The sequence below is a fragment of the Clostridium algifaecis genome, assembly GCF_017874415.1.
Taxonomy (GTDB): Bacteria; Bacillota; Clostridia; order Clostridiales; family Clostridiaceae; genus Clostridium_B; species Clostridium_B algifaecis.
Genome location: NZ_JAGGLM010000001.1, coordinates 295,678 through 312,787 on the forward strand (window position 1 = coordinate 295,678; position 17,110 = coordinate 312,787).

Genomic DNA, 17,110 nt, shown 5'->3' on the forward strand with positions numbered 1-17,110 from the left:
GAAAGGGGTGAATACCTGATATTATTCAGGATTTTGTATGGAAGAATTTATTACTATAGGTAAAATAATAAATACTCATGGAATAAAAGGTGAATTAAAAATATATCCACTCACTGATGATTTAAAAAGATTTAAGAAACTGAAAAATGTATATATTGATGGAAAACTGAAAAAAGTAATTGGATGCAAGTTACAATCAAATAGAGTGATATTGAAGATAGAAGGAATAGATTCTATAGAAGCTGCAGTCTTATACAAAGAAAAATGTATACAGGTAGAGAGAGAAGATGCAGTTGAACTTAAAGAAGGAAATTATTTTGTCTCAGATATAATAGGATGCAGTGTATTTGATGATAATGGGACTTTTTATGGAAAAATTGCAGATGTAATTAGTACTCCAAATAATGATGTGTACTGGATAAAAGAAGGAAAACAACTTTTAATTCCAGCACTTGAAGGAATAGTTTTAAATATAGATATAGAAAAGTCCAATGTAATTATAAAGCCGGTGAGCACATGGATGTCAGAATAGATATTTTAACGCTTTTCCCGGAAATGTTTGATGTATTTGATTATAGTATAATTGGCAGGGCAAGAGAGAAAAAAATTTTAGATGTAAATACTGTAGATATAAGGGAATATACTGAAGATAAGCATAGAAAAGTAGATGATTATCCATATGGAGGCGGCGCTGGCATGGTAATGGCAGCACAGCCTATAGTGGACTGTATAAGGGACATTAAGAAGCTAAATAATGGAAAGGTTATATTTTTGGGACCGAGAGGAAAGACGTTTAATCAAGATATGGCCAAAGAGCTTTCAAAGGAAAAAGAGCTTATATTTTTATGCGGTCATTATGAAGGAATAGATGAAAGGGCGCGCAAATACATAGATATGGAAATATCTTTAGGCGATTTTGTGGTAACAGGAGGAGAATCTGCCTGTATCCCAATTATCGATGCTATATGCAGAATGATACCTGGGGTTTTGAAAAGCGATGAGAGCTATATGGAAGAATCTTTTTATAATGGGCTTATTGAATATCCACAGTATACAAGACCTGAATGTTTTGAAGGATATGATGTTCCTGAAGTTTTATTATCAGGTCATCACGAAAATATAAGAAAATGGAGAAGGATTCAATCCTTAATTATAACGAGGAAAAATAGACCGGATTTGTTCAGAAAGGCAGAATTAACTGAAGAGGACAAAAAATTATTAAAAAAGTATAGAAATCGGTAAGTGTATATTGAAAGTTAAGCTTAAGTATGATAAAATGTGTCTTGTGCTACACGGGCGTTCCGCTGTCTGCATAAATATGCTGGGCAAGAACGTTTAGTATTTATGAGGAGGTAACGCACAATGTTAGATGTAATAAAGGCTATAGAAGCAGAACAAATAAGAAAAGATTTACCTGAATTCAATGTAGGTGATACAGTAAAAGTTCATGTAAAGATAAGTGAAGGAAACAGAGAAAGAATACAGGTATTTGAAGGAGTAGTTTTAAAGAGACAGAATGGTGGACTTAGAGAAACCTTTACAGTAAGAAGAGTTGCATATGGTGTTGGAGTTGAAAGAACTTTTCCAGTTAACGCTCCTATAATAGACAAAATAGAGGTAGTTAGAAAAGGTAAAGTAAGAAGAGCTAAACTTTATTACTTAAGAGATAGAGTTGGTAAGGCAGCTAAAGTAAAGGAAATATTAAAGTAAGATCGGGGCTTATTATAGTCCCTTTTTTATATTAAGGTGGTGTGCAATTTGTTAAAAGAATTATTGGATATTGGCAAATCTGTATTAATAGCTATTATAGCGGCGTTTTTGATAATAACATTTATATTTGAAACTGTAAGTGTAGATGGACATTCAATGGATCCTACACTTAACAATAAAGATAGACTTATTGTTGAAAAAGTCAGCTATTATTTTAGAGCACCTGAGCCAGGGGATATAGTAGTAATAAAGTATCCGGCTAATCCAAGCGAAAAATTTATTAAAAGAGTAATTGGAGTAGGTGGAGATAGAATAAAAATTGAAAATGGAAAGCTCTATGTAAATGACAAGGTTAAAAATGAGCCATATATATTAGAGCCTATGATAGGAAATTTTAATGAAGTTACAGTACCTAAAAATACTATTTTTGTTTTAGGTGATAATAGAAATAACAGCCGTGACAGTAGATATTCAGATGTAGGCTTTGTAAATTATAAAATGGTGGTTGGAAGGGCTTCGTTTAGGTTATATCCATTTAGTAAAATGGGCACTTTTAAATCATATAGGTAAATATGTATAAGTAGAAAGAAGGGTTATTTATATGAATATAAACTGGTTTCCAGGTCATATGGTTAAAACTAGAAGAGAAATAAAAGATAACTTAAAATTAGTAGATGTTGTAATAGAAATAAGGGATGCTAGAATAGTAGTGTCAAGTAAAAATCCGGAAATTGATAATTTATGTTCTAATAAGCCTAGATTGATTCTACTTAATAAAATTGATTTGAGCGAGGATGAAGTTACCAATAAATGGATAAAAGAATTATCGTCTAAAAATATAGGAGTCTTGCCGGTCAACTGCAATAATGGAAATGGAATGAATAAAATTAAACCAATGCTGAATAACTTACTTAAAGAGAAGCATGACAGACTTAAATTAAAGGGCATAAATAAGATAGTAGACAGGGTGATGGTGGTTGGCATACCTAATGTAGGAAAGTCTTCTTTTATAAACAAGATAGCAAGAAACAGTATAGCTAAGACAGGCAATAGACCGGGAGTTACAAAATCCAAACAATGGATTAAAACTAAAGTTGGAATTGAACTTATGGATACACCAGGAATATTGTGGCCTAAGCTTGAAAGCAGAAAAACTCAGTTGAATTTGGCATTTACTGGAGCTATAAAGGATGAAATTATGGATGTAGAAGAACTGGCATTAAAGCTTATAGAGGTTCTGTCTGTAAATTATAGTGACAGAATAATTAGCAGATATAAATTAAAGTCTTTAAGTGACAATCCACTGGAAAACATGGAGAATATAGCGAGGAATAGAGGAGCTATAATCCGTGGAGGAGAAATAGACTATAATAGAGTTTCGAATATACTTCTGGATGAATTTAGATCTGGAAAGCTTGGACACATTTCATTGGAATTACCAGAATAATTTTATATATTATAAGGGATGGTTTATAATGTCAGTTAATGTTGATATGGAAAACTTAAATATAGATGATATAGAAAACTTAATTTTAACGAGAAAATCCGATATGAGTTTTTCAGAAATTAACAAAATGATCAAGGATCTAGAACAGCATTACTTTGAACTGAATGATGATATGATATTAAATATAGTGAATGTGTTAAATACAGATAAGAGAAAAAATATAAAAAATTTATCTAAAAGTTTATCAAATTTTATGTTGAAAACCAGAAAAGAAATAAACCGGGTGGAAAAAATGTATAAATTTGATAAGAGTTTTGGAAATTGCATATATACAGCTGGTGTAGATGAAGTTGGAAGGGGACCTCTTGCAGGGCCTATAGCGGCAGGAGCGGTGGTATTTGATTTAAACTACAAAGATCAAAGAGAATTGGCATTTGGAATTAAGGATTCAAAAAAACTTTCAGCAAAGAAAAGAGAAGAGATTTCTGAAGTTATAAAAGAAAAAGCTTTGAGTTATAATATTGCCATTATAAATAATAAAGAGATAGACGAAAGAGGAATTTCATGGTGTAATAATGAAGTACTTAAAAGAGCTGTTAAGGGTCTAAAAATTCCGGTAAATTTAGTTTTATCAGATGGGTATGCTGTAAAAAATTTAGATATAGATAATGAATTTATAATAAAGGGTGATTCAAAAAGTGCAAGCATAGCAGCAGGCTCTATTATAGCAAAGGTGTACAGAGATAATTTGATGAAGGAATATGCAAAAAATTACCCACAATATAATTTTTCAAACAATTCAGGATATGGTACAAAAGAACACATTGCTGCTATAAAAAAATATGGAATTTGCAAATTGCATAGGTTAAGTTTTCTGAAAAATATATTATAATATATTTTAAAATTAGTTTGATTTTATGCATGAAAAGCATTCCTAATTAAGTTTATATTATAGTTGTTGTCATTTTGGCTTAATAATATTTCAACTATATCAAACCTAAAATTACAATTGTACAAATTATTTTTTAGTATATACATATTTGCTGTTTTGAGAATTTTAATTTTTTTAAAATAATTGACGGCCTCACATGGTTCTCCATATTTTTTAGAACGTCTGGTTTTAACTTCTATAAAGCACACATAATCTTTATCTTTTCCTATTATATCTATTTCTCCTATTTTGCATCTAAAGTTTTTTGCAATTATTATATAGCCTATAGATGTCAGGTATTTTTGAGCTATGTATTCACCTAAATTTCCTATATCTTTATTAAAACATTTCATAAAATTATCTCCATATATATTAGTAAGAATAAAATCATTTATTTAGATTATTAATTATATTTGGTATATATATATTGATGGATATTATTATAAAAAATAATAATATGACTCCGCCAGATGTAATCATGTGATAATTTTTAGTTTTTAGTCCCAATAGAAATATTACAAAACCCAGTATTAAAAATAATACTATTATCGAAAAGCTCATTTTACTCACCTCATCCATAATATTTTGTGTAATTAAATACCTTTTATACAAAATATTATAACATTTTAAAAATCAAATTGGAAATAATTACAAGTAATTATACTATTTTATTATTTAAAAATTTTCTATAATGGAGAGCTTCTATAAGATGTTCTTCATTTATACATTCAGAATTATCCAGGTCAGCTATAGTTCTTGAAACTTTAAGAATCCTGTTATAGGCTCTTGCACTGAGATTATAATTGGAAAATATATTGTTTAATAATTTATTTGAGTTTATACTTAGTTTGCAATATTTTTTTATAAGATTATTGTCCATCTGAGAATTGTAATTGATTTTAGAATTTTTTAATCTTTCATATTGAATTTTTCTAGCTTTTAGAACTTGCTGTTTCATGATTTTAGAACTTTGATTTCTAGAATTATCGTTAAAATCTTTAAAAGATGGTGAAGTTACAAAAATGAATATATCCATTCTATCTATTAGTGGACCTGACAATTTAGATATATATTTTTTCCTTTCGTATTCAGTACAGATGCAGTGTTTATTTGATCCGAAATTTCCGCATTTGCAAGGATTACTGGCCATTATAGTCATAAAATTACATGGATAGTTAACTTTGCCGTTATATCTGCTTATGGTTATAAAATTCTCTTCAATAGGCTGCCTTAAAACTTCAAGTACATTTCTCTTAAATTCAAGAATTTCATCTAAAAACAATACACCATTGTGGGCAAGTGATATTTCCCCTGGAAGTAAATTTGAACCCCCTCCTATCAAAGCTATTGGTGTAGTGGTATGATGCGGGTTCCTGAAAGGCGGTTCTGTTATTAAGGATTGTTTTTTATTTAATATGCCAGCTGCACTGTAAATTTTTGTTACTTCAAGGGCTTCTTTATAACTTAATTTTGGAAGTATAGTTGGCACTCTCCTTGCAAGCATAGTTTTACCTGAACCTGGAGGGCCTATCATTATAATGTTATGATTTCCGGCTGCAGCTACCTCAATAGCTCTTTTACAGCTTTCCTGGCCTACCACATCAGAAAAATCGAGCTTAGATTTTAAAATTGTTTTCTCATTTTTATTTTTATATGTCATTATATCTCTATTTTGTATAAATGATACTACCTGTTTTAAATTATCAAAAGGATAACAGTTTACATTTTTAACAATTGAGCATTCTTCTGCATTGTCATAAGGTACTATAAAATTTTTAATATTATTTTTAAATCCTTCAATAGTTAATGGAAGCACACCTTTTACTCTATTTAATTTTCCAAAAAGAGATAATTCACCAAGAACTAAAAATTCATTAAAATCTTTAAAGGTTATTTGTTTTGTATCGAATAATATACCCAGGGCAATTGGCAGGTCAAAAAGGGTTCCTACTTTTTTTATATCTGCCGGAGCTAGATTTACTGTTATTTTTTTTATTGGAAATTTAAATCCTGAATTTATTATAGCGGCACGCACTCTATCTTTTGCTTCCCTTACAGAAGTATCTGCCAAACCAACTATATTGAAGCAGGGCAGTCCGTTCTCTATGTTTACTTCTACAGATATTATATTTCCTTCTATTCCAGTAAGAGATGCTGTATTAATCATTACAGCCATAATATCACCTCTGCTTAATTATTGACATAAACATTATAAGTTAAACTTTAATTGTAATATTTATTGTGAATAAAAAACTTTTTAAATGCTAATAATTAAAAATATTAATTTATGAAGCAGAGGGAATGTTATATGAATATTTATGATTTGTGGTTTTGTTCTATAAAGTTGACAAACAAAATAAAACTTAATATAATAAAGAAATTTAAGAATACCCAGGAAATATGGATGAATTCAATTTATGAAAATAAGAATATTAATATATGTGAAAACAATATCCAAAATATTAAATTGAACAGGGAATTTAGGAATGCATGGAATAAAGATAAGCTTGAAAGCATAGCCTTAAAGTGTTATGAGAAGGGTATAAATGTCGTAAATTTCAATGATGATTTATATCCTTCTAAATTGAAAAATTATGATAACTCTCCAGCTGTTCTATTTTATATTGGAAATATATCAGAATTGAATGAGAAGTTAAACGTATCCATAGTTGGAGCCAGGAAATGCAGTATATACGGCAAAAATGCAGCAGAAATCATAAGCAGAGAGGTATCTTCAAATGGAATTAATATAGTAAGTGGTATGGCAAGAGGAATAGATACCTGTGCACATAGGGGATGTATTATGACAAATGGATATACCTGTGCTGTTTTAGGGTCAGGAATAGATGTTATATATCCTGCAGAAAATAAAGAACTTTACAGGCAAATTTCAAAGAAAGGTTGTGTTATTTCTGAATTTATGCCAGGTACACCGCCTCTTTCCTATAATTTTCCCATAAGAAATAGGATAATAAGTGGATTATGTGATGTTCTTTTAGTAGTTGAGGCTGGAAAGAGGAGTGGAGCTTTAATAACCGCAGATATAGCACTTGAGCAGGGCAAAAATGTAATGGCAGTACCTGGGTCTATTTTTTCATATGAAAGTAAAGGGACAAATAAATTGATAAAAGAAGGAGCATATCCATTTACGAATTTACAAGATTTATTTGAACTATTGAACATTGAATATGAAATAAAGAATTACAAAGCAAAAACTGTTGAAAAAATTAGTGAATTAAATAATTACCAAAAGAAAATATATGGCATTATAGGTGATACTCCAGTTCATATAGATGATATTTTAAGGATAACTAATATTGACATAAAACAATTATATGGTTTATTATTTGAATTGCAGTTAAAAAAACAAATAATATGTCTTTCAGGAAATTATTATGTTAGAACAGTAAATAAGAATAATATTCTAGAAAACAAGAGCAGTTAGTATTAAATGCAATACATAAAGAGTTATTACAGAGATAAAACAAGGGGGTGTGGTGCTCTGATTTAATTTGCAATATGATCAGAGCTAAATATGGGACAGAAATTAGTTATAGTAGAGTCACCAGCAAAAGCTAAAACAATAGGGAAATATTTAGGCAAAAATTATATAGTAGAGGCATCTATGGGTCATGTAAGAGATCTTCCTAAAAGTCAACTTGGGGTTGATGTAGAAAATGAATATACTCCTAAATATATAACTATAAGAGGAAAGGGAGAACTTTTAAGTAAACTTAGGAAAGAAGCTAAAAAAAGCGATAAAGTTTATCTGGCAACAGACCCTGATAGAGAGGGAGAGGCCATTTCATGGCATTTATCACATGCATTAAATTTAGATGAACATGAAAAGTGCAGAATAGAATTTCATGAAATAACAAAGACTGCAGTAAAGGGTTCTATAAAGCAAGCAAGAAGTATAAATTTAAATCTTGTAGATGCCCAGCAGGCAAGAAGAGTACTTGACAGGCTTGTAGGGTATAAAATAAGTCCTATACTATGGAGAAAAGTAAAATGGGGACTTAGTGCAGGAAGAGTTCAATCTGTAGCTTTAAAAATGATATGTGAGAGAGAAAAGCAGATAAAGGATTTCGTACCAAAAGAATACTGGACAGTGGAATGCCTTTTGAATAAGGAATTATCGAAAAAATATTTTAAAGTAAGGCTTACAACTTTAAATAAAAAGAAAATTGAAATAAATAACGAAGAAGAAACAGACAAGATCATAGATGAATTGAAGTCAGGGGAATTTATAGTAAAAAGTGTTAAAAAGTCTTCTAAAAATAAAAATCCTCTTCCACCATTTACTACAAGTACCCTTCAGCAGGATGCATATAAAAAATTAGGTTTTTCAACTAAAAGAACTATGTCTATAGCACAGCAGCTTTATGAAGGTATTGACATAGATAAGTATGGTACTGTTGGACTTATAACTTATATGAGAACAGATTCAGTTAGAATTGCAGAGGAGGCTCAAAGGGACTGCAGGGAGTTTATATCAAGTACTTTTGGAGATAAGTATATTCCTGATAAGATTAGAAATTTTAAAGGAAAAAAGAATATACAGGATGCGCACGAAGCCATAAGGCCTACAAATGTATCTATAACTCCTGATATAGTTAAGAAAAGTGTTAAACCAGAGCAGTATAAGTTATACAATTTAATATGGAAAAGATTTATGGCAAGCCAGATGTCTTCAAGTATAATTGATGTAATTTCGATAGATATAGTAAATGGCAAATATGGATTAAAAGCAAGTGGATCAAAAGTTAGGTTTGATGGGTTTATGAAAGTATATGATTATTCAACAGGAGAAGAAAATCAGGAAACTAGTTTGCCTGAGCTTGATAAGGATGAAAAACTTATGGCGAAGAACATTGATGGAAAGCAGCATTTTACTCAACCACCTGCAAGATATTCCGAAGCATCACTTGTTAAAACTCTTGAGGAAAATGGAATAGGAAGGCCTAGTACTTATGCTCCTATCATATCTACATTGCTTAGCAGAAAATATGTAGAAAGAGATAAGAAAACTTTGGTTCCTTCGGAGCTTGGTGATATAGTAAACAATATAGTAAGTCAATATTTTAAACAAATAGTTGATACAGAATTTACAGCAGAGATGGAGTCAAAGTTAGACAGTATAGAAGATGGCAGAGAAAACTGGAGAAATGTTGTAGGAGAATTCTTTGAACCACTTAAGAAATCTATTGATATAGCTGAAAAAGAAGTAGCAAAAATAACTATAGAGGATAAAGTTACTGATATAAAATGTGATAAATGCGGTAGATTTATGGTAATAAAACATGGGAGATTTGGAGACTTTTTAGCATGTCCAGGTTACCCTGAGTGTAAAAATACTAAGCCAATAGTGGAAGAATTGGATGTAAAGTGTCCTGAATGTGATGGAAAAGTAGTTGTAAAAAGAAGTAGAAAGGGAAGAAAATTTTATGGATGCAATAATTATCCCGATTGTAAATTTGTAAGCTGGTTTGAACCTACAGACAAGAAGTGTCCTTCTTGCGGTAGCTATATGGTTAAAAAATATAATAAATCCAAAGGGAATTATTTAGAATGTTCGAATAGTGAATGCAAACATAGAGAATATAATATCGAGAATGATGAAAAAGATAATAAATAAAACTTAGTTATTTTTATTATATATGGGGCTGTTGAAAAATATAAATTTTACAACAGCCCCATATAAATTGTTTTTAATCAAAATAATGTTGAAATATGATAGTTATTATGTTATCATGTTTAAGGATAAGAAATAATTCTAAATATTTTAAAAAGTCTAAATTATTCAGTAAATAACAATTTTTAATTTAGTTTTATATAGAATTAGTATATGTTTTATGTATAAAGTTGTTTATATGTAAAGTGATGGAAAGGAGAATTTAAATGATATCTTTATTAGATAAAACAAGAATGCTTAACAAGATATTACAAAAATCTGGTGCTGAGCCGGTAGCTTTCAATGATATATGCAATTTGCTAGGTGATGTATTAAATTGTGATGTATATATAATAGGGCAGAAAGGTAAAATATTAGGCTATAACTTTTCTGAAAGTTTTGAAAATGATAATGTTATTAGCAAATTTATAAAGGATATGAGATTTTCAGAACAGTATAATAATAAGTTATTGGGAGTAAATGAAACTATTTCAAATATAACTAATAATGAAATGTTTAATTTCGAAAATGATGATTTTGGAGAAATTGGAAGCAAATTTTTAACGATAGTCCCTATAGCAGGAAATAGGGAAAGACTTGGTACAGTAGTACTTTCGAGATTTAATGATAAATTTGCTGATGAAGATTTAATATTAGGTGAATACAGTGCGACTGTAATAGGACTTGAAATTTTAAGAGCAAAAAATGATGAAATAGAAGAAGAAGCTAGAAAAAAAGCTGTAGTACAGTTGGCAATAGGAACTCTTTCATATTCAGAGCTGGAAGCCGTTGAACACATATTTAATGAGTTGGACGGTAACGAAGGTCTGCTTGTAGCATCTAAAATAGCAGATAAGGTTGGAATAACAAGGTCAGTTATTGTAAATGCACTTAGAAAATTTGAAAGTGCAGGTGTTATTGAATCAAGATCTCTTGGTATGAAAGGAACTCATATAAAAATATTAAATGAAAAACTTTTGGATGAGCTAAAAAAAATAAAATAAAAAATTTATTGAATAGCTATTTATGTTGTGATATACTACTTACAGTAATAATTACACACATTATCTAATTTATGAATAGGTGCCTTATGGTAGATTTGTAAATATGAAGGTAATGGAGGAAAAACCTAGGAGGGAAATTATGTCAATTATTTCAATGAAACAATTATTAGAAGCAGGTGTTCATTTTGGACATCAGACTAGAAGATGGAACCCAAAAATGGCTCCTTATATATTTACCGAGAGAAATGGAATCTACATAATAGATTTACAGAAAACAGTTAAAAAGGTTGAAAAAGCATATAATTTTGTAAAAGAAATTGCATTGGATGGTAAGGATATTTTATTTGTAGGAACAAAAAAACAAGCACAGGAAGCAATTGAACAGGAAGCTAAAAGATGTGATATGTTCTATGTTAATAATAGATGGCTTGGTGGTATGCTTACAAATTTTGGAACTATAAAGACTAGAATTCAGAAGCTAGAAGAATTAGAGAAAATGGAGGAAGATGGAACATTTGAAGTTCTTCCAAAGAAAGAAGTTATTAAATTAAAGGCTGAAAAAGATAAATTGCAGAAAAATTTAGGCGGAATTAAAGCTATGAATGCAAATAATATAGGAGCAATGTTTGTAGTAGATCCAAGGAAAGAAAGAAATGCTATATCAGAAGCTAAGATTCTTGGTATTCCAGTAGTAGCTATTGTCGATACAAATTGTGACCCGGATGAAGTTGATTATGTTATTCCAGGAAATGATGATGCAATAAGAGCAGTAAAACTTATTACATCAAAAATGGCTGATGCTGTAATTGAAGGAAGACAGGGAGAACAATTAGCTGAATAATTTATTAGGACGGATACAGATGTTGAAAGGAGTTGAGAACCGTAATTTGGTATTGTTTTTTAAATAATGCCAATATCGGGGTATATTTATGATAACTGCTAAAATGGTAAAGGATTTAAGAGAAAGAACTGGAGCAGGTATGATGAACTGCAAAAAGGCCTTAAGCGAATCTAACGGAGATATGGAAAAGGCTATTGAAGTTTTGAGAGAAAAGGGATTGGCTGCTGCAGCTAAAAAAGCTGGAAGAATAGCAGCTGAAGGACTTGTTGTTACTTATATTTCAGATGACAAAAAAGTTGGATCAATAGTAGAAATTAATTGCGAAACTGATTTTGTATCTGTAAATGATACATTTGTAAATTTTTCAAATACAATTGCAAAACAAGCATCAAATACAAATGCAAATACAGTAGAAGAATTTGTGAAAGAAAAGTATGCATTAGATGAAACAAAAGATATATCTCAGGCACTTACAGATCTTATTGCGAAACTTGGAGAAAATATGGCAGTAAGAAGATTTAAGAAGTTTTCTGTAGAAAAAGGAATAATTGAAAGTTATACACATGGTGATGGGAGAATTGGTGTTCTTGTTAAACTTGAGTGTGACAAAGAAAGTGAAATTTTACAGGAAGTTGCAAAAGATGTAGCTATGCAGGTAGCAGCAGCTAATCCTATATGTTTGGATGAAACTTCAGTAGATAAAGATGTACTTGAAAAAGAAAAAGAAATATATAAAACTCAAGCATTAAATGAAGGAAAACCTGAAAAAATTATTGAAAAAATGGTTTTAGGAAAAGTTAAAAAATATTATAAAGAAAACTGCCTTGTTGATCAGGTTTGGATAAAAGATTCAGATTTAACTATAAGCAAATACCTTCAAAATAAATCCAAGGAAATTGGTTCAACAATAAAAATTGCTGATTTTGTAAGATTTGAAAAAGGCGAAGGTATAGAAAAGAAGCAGGAAGATTTTGCTGAAGAAGTAAGGAAACAGATGGAAGGCAAATAGAAATTGAAAAGAGAACACTAAGTGTTCTCTTTTTTTAAAGCGGTAATCACTAGAAGCCTGTAATTTTTAAAAATTGAATTTATAAAGTTTAACTTTATGGTAATTGGAGGTATAATTATATATGTGTAATTCAAAATATAAAAGAGTAATGCTCAAACTTTCAGGAGAAGCACTTTCTGGAGAAAATGGATATGGAATAGATTTCGATTTTACTAAGAAAATAGCCCAACAGATAAAAAAATTGGTGGATATGGATATTAGAGTAGGAGCAGTTGTAGGCGGAGGAAATATATGGCGTGGAAGAAATGGAGAGGACATGGACAGAACTACAGCGGACTACATGGGAATGCTTGCTACTTGCATTAATGCGCTTGCACTTCAGGACTCATTAGAAAATTTAGGAGTAAATACAAGAGTTCAAACAGCTATTGAAATGAGAGAAGTTGCAGAACCTTTTATAAGGAGAAGGGCTATGAGGCACCTTGAAAAAGGTAGAGTAGTAATCTTTGCAGCAGGAACTGGAAATCCATATTTTTCAACAGATACTGCAGCTTCGCTTCGTGCAGCTGAAATAGAAGCAGATGTAATACTTCTTGCTAAAAAGGTAGATGGAGTTTATGATAAGGATCCACATAAATGCACCGATGCTAAGAAATTTAAAAAATTAAGTTATATAGAGGTACTTGAAAAAGGACTTCAGGTTATGGATTCTACTGCAACCTCACTTTGTATGGATAATAATATTCCTATTTTAGTATTTGGATTGGATGATCCGGAAAATATAACTAGGGCTGCCATTGGAGAAGATATTGGTACCCTTGTATGTAAAGAATAAATTTTAGGAGGTACTTTCTATGATTAAAGATATTTTAAAAAATTCTGATGAAAAAATGAAAAAAACTGCAGAAGCTTTAAAAAAAGAACTAGCAGGTATGAAGGCAGGAAGAGCTAATGCAGCTATGCTCGATAGAATAGAAGCTGAATATTATGGTACTAATACACCTATAAATCAACTTGGAAACATAACTATACCTGAACCTAGAGTTCTTGTAATTCAACCATGGGATAAGAGTGCCATTAAAGCCATAGAAAAAGCTATACTTAAATCAGATTTGGGAATCAATCCTTCAAATGATGGAGAATTAATAAGACTGTCAATTCCTGAACTTACAGAAGAGACTAGAAGAGATATAGTTAAGAAAATTAAAAAATATGAGGAAAATTCTAAAGTTGCGATAAGGTCTATAAGAAGAGATTCTAATGAAAAGTTTAAATCTATGAAAAAAAATAATGAAATAACAGAAGATGAACTCAAAAAATCAGAAAATGAAATGCAAAAGAGAACAGACAATTTTATAAAGGAAATAGAAAATATAGTTGCAAAAAAGGAAAAAGAAGTTATGTCAATATAGAAATATTTAAAAATATATGCTGCATTTGTTTATTAAAATTTATGAATACTTTATATTATTGATTGGAGAAGTTTGAATATGCTAGGAAATTTTAATAAAAAGAATAAAGAATATGATAATGAAATATATATTGACAAAAATAATATACCAAAACATATTGCTATTATAATGGACGGAAATGGAAGATGGGCAAAGAGTAGAAACCTTCCAAGAAGTATGGGACATAAAGCGGGTGTAGAAGCTGTAAGAGAGATTGTTAAAGAATGCAATAATTTGGGGATTAAGTACCTGACGTTATATGTATTCTCAACCGAAAACTGGAAGAGACCAAAAGATGAAGTTTCTGTACTTATGAAGCTTTTAGTTAAATATTTAAGAAAAGAATTTAATGAGTTAAACGAGAATAATGTTGTGATAAATCATATTGGAGATATACATAAGTTGCCTGAATTATGTGAGAAAGAACTCAATACTGCTTATGAAAATACAAAGAATAATACGGGATTAATTTTAAACTTGGCAATAAATTATGGAGGAAGATCAGAAATAACTCGTGCATTTAAGCTCATGAACAGGGATATTAAAAATGGGATATTAAAAGAAGATGATATAGATGATAGTACTATTTCAAATTATCTTTATACTAAAAATATGCCTGATCCAGATCTTATAATAAGGCCAAGTGGTGAACAGAGGCTCAGCAATTTTCTCCTATGGCAGTGTGCATATTCTGAATTTTGGTATTCTGATATAAATTGGCCGGATTTTAAAAAAAGTGATCTTCATAAGGCTATATATGATTATCAGAATAGAGATAGAAGGTTTGGAGCAATTAAGTAATGCGCAATTGTACGGCTAATTTGCTTTTATGGAGGTGCTATTTTGAACAGTAGATATTTAGGAGCTGTTATAATTGCTCCTTTTATTTTATTCCTATTTGTAGGAGGAATATATTTAAACTATTTAATTATGATTCTTTCTATTATTGGTATGCATGAATTTTATGCCTCAGTTAAAAAAAATGGGATAAATGCAATTAGTAAATTAGGTTATTTAATTTGTATAATTTACTATTTTTACATAGGCTATAATGTCAATTATAAACTTATATTTTTGTCACTTATAATATTGTCATTTATACTTATGTGCATTCCTGTAGTTAATTCTAAATACAATTTTATTGATATAGCTGTTACTATATTTGGATTTATATATGTTGGTGTTTTTTTTAGTTTTATAGTAATTGTTGACAATTTGAAATATGGTAATTATTTAGTATGGCTTATATTTATTGCATCATGGATTTGCGATACATTTGCCTATTACAGCGGTAAATTTTTTGGAAAGAGAAAATTATGCCCAAGATTAAGTCCTAAAAAAACTTTTGAAGGTTCTATTGGAGGCATAATTGGAAGCATTTTAAGCTGCACTTTATTTGGAATTTTTTCAATTTATAAAGGTGTTCCACTTGCTGTTTATAATTATGCAGCTATAGGTTTCCTCTGCGGAATACTTTCACAATTTGGAGACTTATTTGCATCGTCTATAAAAAGGCACGCAGGTGTAAAAGATTATGGCAATTTGATACCTGGACACGGAGGTATTTTGGATAGGTTTGATAGTATATTATTTTCGGCAGTAGTGGTTTACTGTTATTTAACTATTATAAATTTAATATGAATTATAAATATCCCCAAAGTTATATATTTATGACTTGGTTATCTACAAATATTATATACATATGATATTTAAATTTAGGTAATAACTCAAATTGTAAATTTATAATTCTATGGGGATATTTTGTTTAAAATAGTTTTTATAAACTTTATAATTATTAGAATTAAGGTATGGTATAATAATCATGTTATAATTATCAAATGAAAATATTTACTGTAAAATAAGGAGAGGTATTCATGAAGAAAATTTCTATTTTAGGTGCTACAGGCTCAATAGGTACGCAAACATTAGATGTTATCAGAAAAGATAAAGAAAGTTTCAAACTTATTGGAGTTTCTGCAAATAGCAATGTCAAGAAACTTATTGACATAATAGATGAATTCAAACCAGGGTATGCGGTTCTAAATGAAAAATTAGCTTATATTGAGCTTAAAGAATATTGTAAAAATAAAAATTTAAATATACAAGTATTATGTGGAATAGAAGGATTAAATATAATAGCTTCACTTGAAGAAGTAGATATGGTCGTAACATCTGTAGTTGGTATTGCAGGACTTATACCTACATTGAATGCTATAAGGGCAGGCAAGAGCATAGCACTTGCAAATAAAGAGACCATGGTTTCGGGAGGAGACATAGTTAAAGAAGAGGTAAAAAAATATAATGCAAATATAATACCTGTCGATTCTGAACATGGTGCCATATTCCAATGTCTTAGGGGAAATAAAAAACAGGACGTGAATAAACTTCTTATAACAGCCTCAGGAGGTCCGTTTAGGGGAAAAAAGAGAAATGAGCTTGTGGATGTAAATGTAGAGGATGCGCTGAATCATCCAAAATGGAAAATGGGAAATAAACTCACAGTGGATTCTTCTACACTTATGAATAAAGGACTTGAGGTTATAGAAGCTCACTTTTTATTTGATATACCATATGAGAAAATACAGGTTGTAGTTCATCCTGAAAGTATAGTTCATTCTATGGTAGAATATAAAGATGGAAGTGTTATAGCTCAGCTCGGAAGCACGGATATGAGACTTCCAATACAGTATGCACTAAATTATCCAAAAAGAAATGAGGGTGTGGTAGATAAACTGGATTTTTATAAACTTGGGAGCTTGAATTTTGAGAAACCTGATATGGATACCTTTATACCTCTTAAACTTGCATATGAGGCAGGAAAATGCGGAGGAACCATGCCGGCTATTTTAAACTGTGCAAACGAGGCAGCTGTTTCATTGTTTTTAAATAAAAAAATTAAATTTTTGGATATAATGGATATATTAAAAGATTGTATGAATAAATTTGAGAAAAAAGATAAATATACTTTAGATGATATATTAGAAGTAAACAAGAAGGTAAAAGGCTATGTAAATTATAAATATGGTAATTAGTACATATATTA

At 30.0% G+C, this 17,110-nt stretch carries 18 protein-coding genes; 16 read left to right on the top strand and 2 right to left on the bottom strand.

The features are described 5' to 3' along the window. The first annotated feature begins 37 nt into the window (after positions 1–37). The 6 genes from rimM to rnhB all read left to right on the top strand — a co-directional run bounded on the left by rimM (position 38) and on the right by rnhB (position 4,049). Positions 38–532, top strand: a complete 495-nt coding sequence (gene rimM / locus J2Z42_RS01500; RefSeq protein WP_209700587.1) for a ribosome maturation factor RimM — start codon at positions 38–40, stop codon at positions 530–532. After that, positions 517–1,242, top strand: coding sequence for a tRNA (guanosine(37)-N1)-methyltransferase TrmD (gene trmD, locus J2Z42_RS01505; RefSeq protein WP_209700588.1), 726 nt, complete (start codon positions 517–519; stop codon positions 1,240–1,242). Before rimM ends, trmD begins: the two co-directional genes overlap by 16 nt. Before the next feature lie 120 nt (positions 1,243–1,362). Further along, complete coding sequence (rplS, locus tag J2Z42_RS01510) at positions 1,363–1,710, top strand: 50S ribosomal protein L19 (protein WP_209700589.1); 348 nt, start codon at positions 1,363–1,365, stop codon at positions 1,708–1,710. Positions 1,711–1,758: 48 nt separating this feature from the next. Further along, on the top strand, positions 1,759–2,280 hold the full coding sequence (gene lepB / locus J2Z42_RS01515) for a signal peptidase I (RefSeq protein ID WP_209700590.1): 522 nt from the start codon (positions 1,759–1,761) through the stop codon (positions 2,278–2,280). A 31-nt stretch (positions 2,281–2,311) separates the two neighbouring features. After that, positions 2,312–3,157, top strand: coding sequence for a ribosome biogenesis GTPase YlqF (gene ylqF, locus J2Z42_RS01520; RefSeq protein ID WP_209700591.1), 846 nt, complete (start codon positions 2,312–2,314; stop codon positions 3,155–3,157). A gap of 103 nt (positions 3,158–3,260) precedes the next feature. Next, a complete protein-coding gene (rnhB, locus tag J2Z42_RS01525) occupies positions 3,261–4,049 on the top strand; it encodes a ribonuclease HII (protein WP_209700810.1) in 789 nt (262 codons plus the stop codon). 23 nt (positions 4,050–4,072) lie between these two features. On the opposite strand, the gene J2Z42_RS01530 is transcribed toward rnhB, so the two are convergent. Together J2Z42_RS01530 and J2Z42_RS01535 are read right to left on the bottom strand one after the other, a co-directional pair. Beyond that, positions 4,073–4,441, bottom strand: a complete 369-nt coding sequence (locus J2Z42_RS01530; protein ID WP_209700592.1) for a YraN family protein — start codon at positions 4,439–4,441, stop codon at positions 4,073–4,075. 305 nt (positions 4,442–4,746) lie between these two features. Then, positions 4,747–6,264 carry a YifB family Mg chelatase-like AAA ATPase gene (locus J2Z42_RS01535; protein ID WP_209700593.1) on the bottom strand — a complete coding sequence of 506 codons (1,518 nt, stop codon included), beginning with the start codon at positions 6,262–6,264 and terminating at the stop codon, positions 4,747–4,749. 132 nt (positions 6,265–6,396) lie between these two features. On the opposite strand from J2Z42_RS01535, the gene dprA reads away from it, so the two are divergent. From dprA to J2Z42_RS01585, 10 genes are all read left to right on the top strand, one after another. Continuing rightward, complete coding sequence (dprA, locus tag J2Z42_RS01540; protein WP_209700594.1) at positions 6,397–7,533, top strand: DNA-processing protein DprA; 1,137 nt, start codon at positions 6,397–6,399, stop codon at positions 7,531–7,533. 90 nt (positions 7,534–7,623) lie between these two features. Next, positions 7,624–9,726: a type I DNA topoisomerase gene (gene topA, locus J2Z42_RS01545; protein ID WP_209700595.1), complete on the top strand. Its 2,103-nt coding sequence runs from the start codon at positions 7,624–7,626 to the stop codon at positions 9,724–9,726. 263 nt (positions 9,727–9,989) lie between these two features. Then, entirely contained in the window at positions 9,990–10,766 is a 777-nt protein-coding gene (gene codY / locus J2Z42_RS01550) for a GTP-sensing pleiotropic transcriptional regulator CodY (protein ID WP_209700596.1), read from the top strand. A 139-nt stretch (positions 10,767–10,905) separates the two neighbouring features. After that, positions 10,906–11,607 carry a 30S ribosomal protein S2 gene (gene rpsB, locus J2Z42_RS01555; protein ID WP_209700597.1) on the top strand — a complete coding sequence of 234 codons (702 nt, stop codon included), beginning with the start codon at positions 10,906–10,908 and terminating at the stop codon, positions 11,605–11,607. A gap of 88 nt (positions 11,608–11,695) precedes the next feature. Then, positions 11,696–12,616 carry a translation elongation factor Ts gene (tsf, locus tag J2Z42_RS01560; RefSeq protein WP_209700598.1) on the top strand — a complete coding sequence of 307 codons (921 nt, stop codon included), beginning with the start codon at positions 11,696–11,698 and terminating at the stop codon, positions 12,614–12,616. 121 nt (positions 12,617–12,737) lie between these two features. Beyond that, the gene (pyrH, locus tag J2Z42_RS01565; protein ID WP_209700599.1) at positions 12,738–13,451 is read left to right on the top strand and encodes a UMP kinase; all 714 of its coding nucleotides are present in this window, start codon (positions 12,738–12,740) and stop codon (positions 13,449–13,451) included. Between the two features lie 19 nt (positions 13,452–13,470). Further along, complete coding sequence (frr, locus tag J2Z42_RS01570; protein WP_209700600.1) at positions 13,471–14,028, top strand: ribosome recycling factor; 558 nt, start codon at positions 13,471–13,473, stop codon at positions 14,026–14,028. Between the two features lie 78 nt (positions 14,029–14,106). Further along, complete coding sequence (uppS, locus tag J2Z42_RS01575; protein WP_209700601.1) at positions 14,107–14,868, top strand: undecaprenyl pyrophosphate synthase; 762 nt, start codon at positions 14,107–14,109, stop codon at positions 14,866–14,868. A 42-nt stretch (positions 14,869–14,910) separates the two neighbouring features. Beyond that, positions 14,911–15,708 (top strand): phosphatidate cytidylyltransferase, encoded by a 798-nt coding sequence (locus J2Z42_RS01580; RefSeq protein ID WP_209700602.1) that lies wholly within the window; start codon positions 14,911–14,913, stop codon positions 15,706–15,708. A 233-nt stretch (positions 15,709–15,941) separates the two neighbouring features. Next, entirely contained in the window at positions 15,942–17,099 is a 1,158-nt protein-coding gene (locus tag J2Z42_RS01585) for a 1-deoxy-D-xylulose-5-phosphate reductoisomerase (protein WP_209700603.1), read from the top strand. Positions 17,100–17,110: the final 11 nt, after the last annotated feature.

What these genes read in the sequence shown, in the direction of transcription:
- rpsB (WP_209700597.1), top strand. Translation starts at nt 10,906, where the DNA reads ATGTCAATTATTTCAATGAAACAATTATTAGAAGCAGGTGTTCATTTT.
- rimM (WP_209700587.1), top strand. Translation starts at nt 38, where the DNA reads ATGGAAGAATTTATTACTATAGGTAAAATAATAAATACTCATGGAATA.
- J2Z42_RS01585 (WP_209700603.1), top strand. Translation starts at nt 15,942, where the DNA reads ATGAAGAAAATTTCTATTTTAGGTGCTACAGGCTCAATAGGTACGCAA.
- tsf (WP_209700598.1), top strand. Translation starts at nt 11,696, where the DNA reads ATGATAACTGCTAAAATGGTAAAGGATTTAAGAGAAAGAACTGGAGCA.
- topA (WP_209700595.1), top strand. Translation starts at nt 7,624, where the DNA reads ATGGGACAGAAATTAGTTATAGTAGAGTCACCAGCAAAAGCTAAAACA.
- J2Z42_RS01530 (WP_209700592.1), bottom strand. Translation starts at nt 4,441, where the DNA reads ATGAAATGTTTTAATAAAGATATAGGAAATTTAGGTGAATACATAGCT.
- dprA (WP_209700594.1), top strand. Translation starts at nt 6,397, where the DNA reads ATGAATATTTATGATTTGTGGTTTTGTTCTATAAAGTTGACAAACAAA.
- codY (WP_209700596.1), top strand. Translation starts at nt 9,990, where the DNA reads ATGATATCTTTATTAGATAAAACAAGAATGCTTAACAAGATATTACAA.
- ylqF (WP_209700591.1), top strand. Translation starts at nt 2,312, where the DNA reads ATGAATATAAACTGGTTTCCAGGTCATATGGTTAAAACTAGAAGAGAA.
- J2Z42_RS01535 (WP_209700593.1), bottom strand. Translation starts at nt 6,264, where the DNA reads ATGGCTGTAATGATTAATACAGCATCTCTTACTGGAATAGAAGGAAAT.
- uppS (WP_209700601.1), top strand. Translation starts at nt 14,107, where the DNA reads ATGCTAGGAAATTTTAATAAAAAGAATAAAGAATATGATAATGAAATA.
- pyrH (WP_209700599.1), top strand. Translation starts at nt 12,738, where the DNA reads ATGTGTAATTCAAAATATAAAAGAGTAATGCTCAAACTTTCAGGAGAA.
- rnhB (WP_209700810.1), top strand. Translation starts at nt 3,261, where the DNA reads ATGAGTTTTTCAGAAATTAACAAAATGATCAAGGATCTAGAACAGCAT.
- frr (WP_209700600.1), top strand. Translation starts at nt 13,471, where the DNA reads ATGATTAAAGATATTTTAAAAAATTCTGATGAAAAAATGAAAAAAACT.
- rplS (WP_209700589.1), top strand. Translation starts at nt 1,363, where the DNA reads ATGTTAGATGTAATAAAGGCTATAGAAGCAGAACAAATAAGAAAAGAT.
- trmD (WP_209700588.1), top strand. Translation starts at nt 517, where the DNA reads ATGGATGTCAGAATAGATATTTTAACGCTTTTCCCGGAAATGTTTGAT.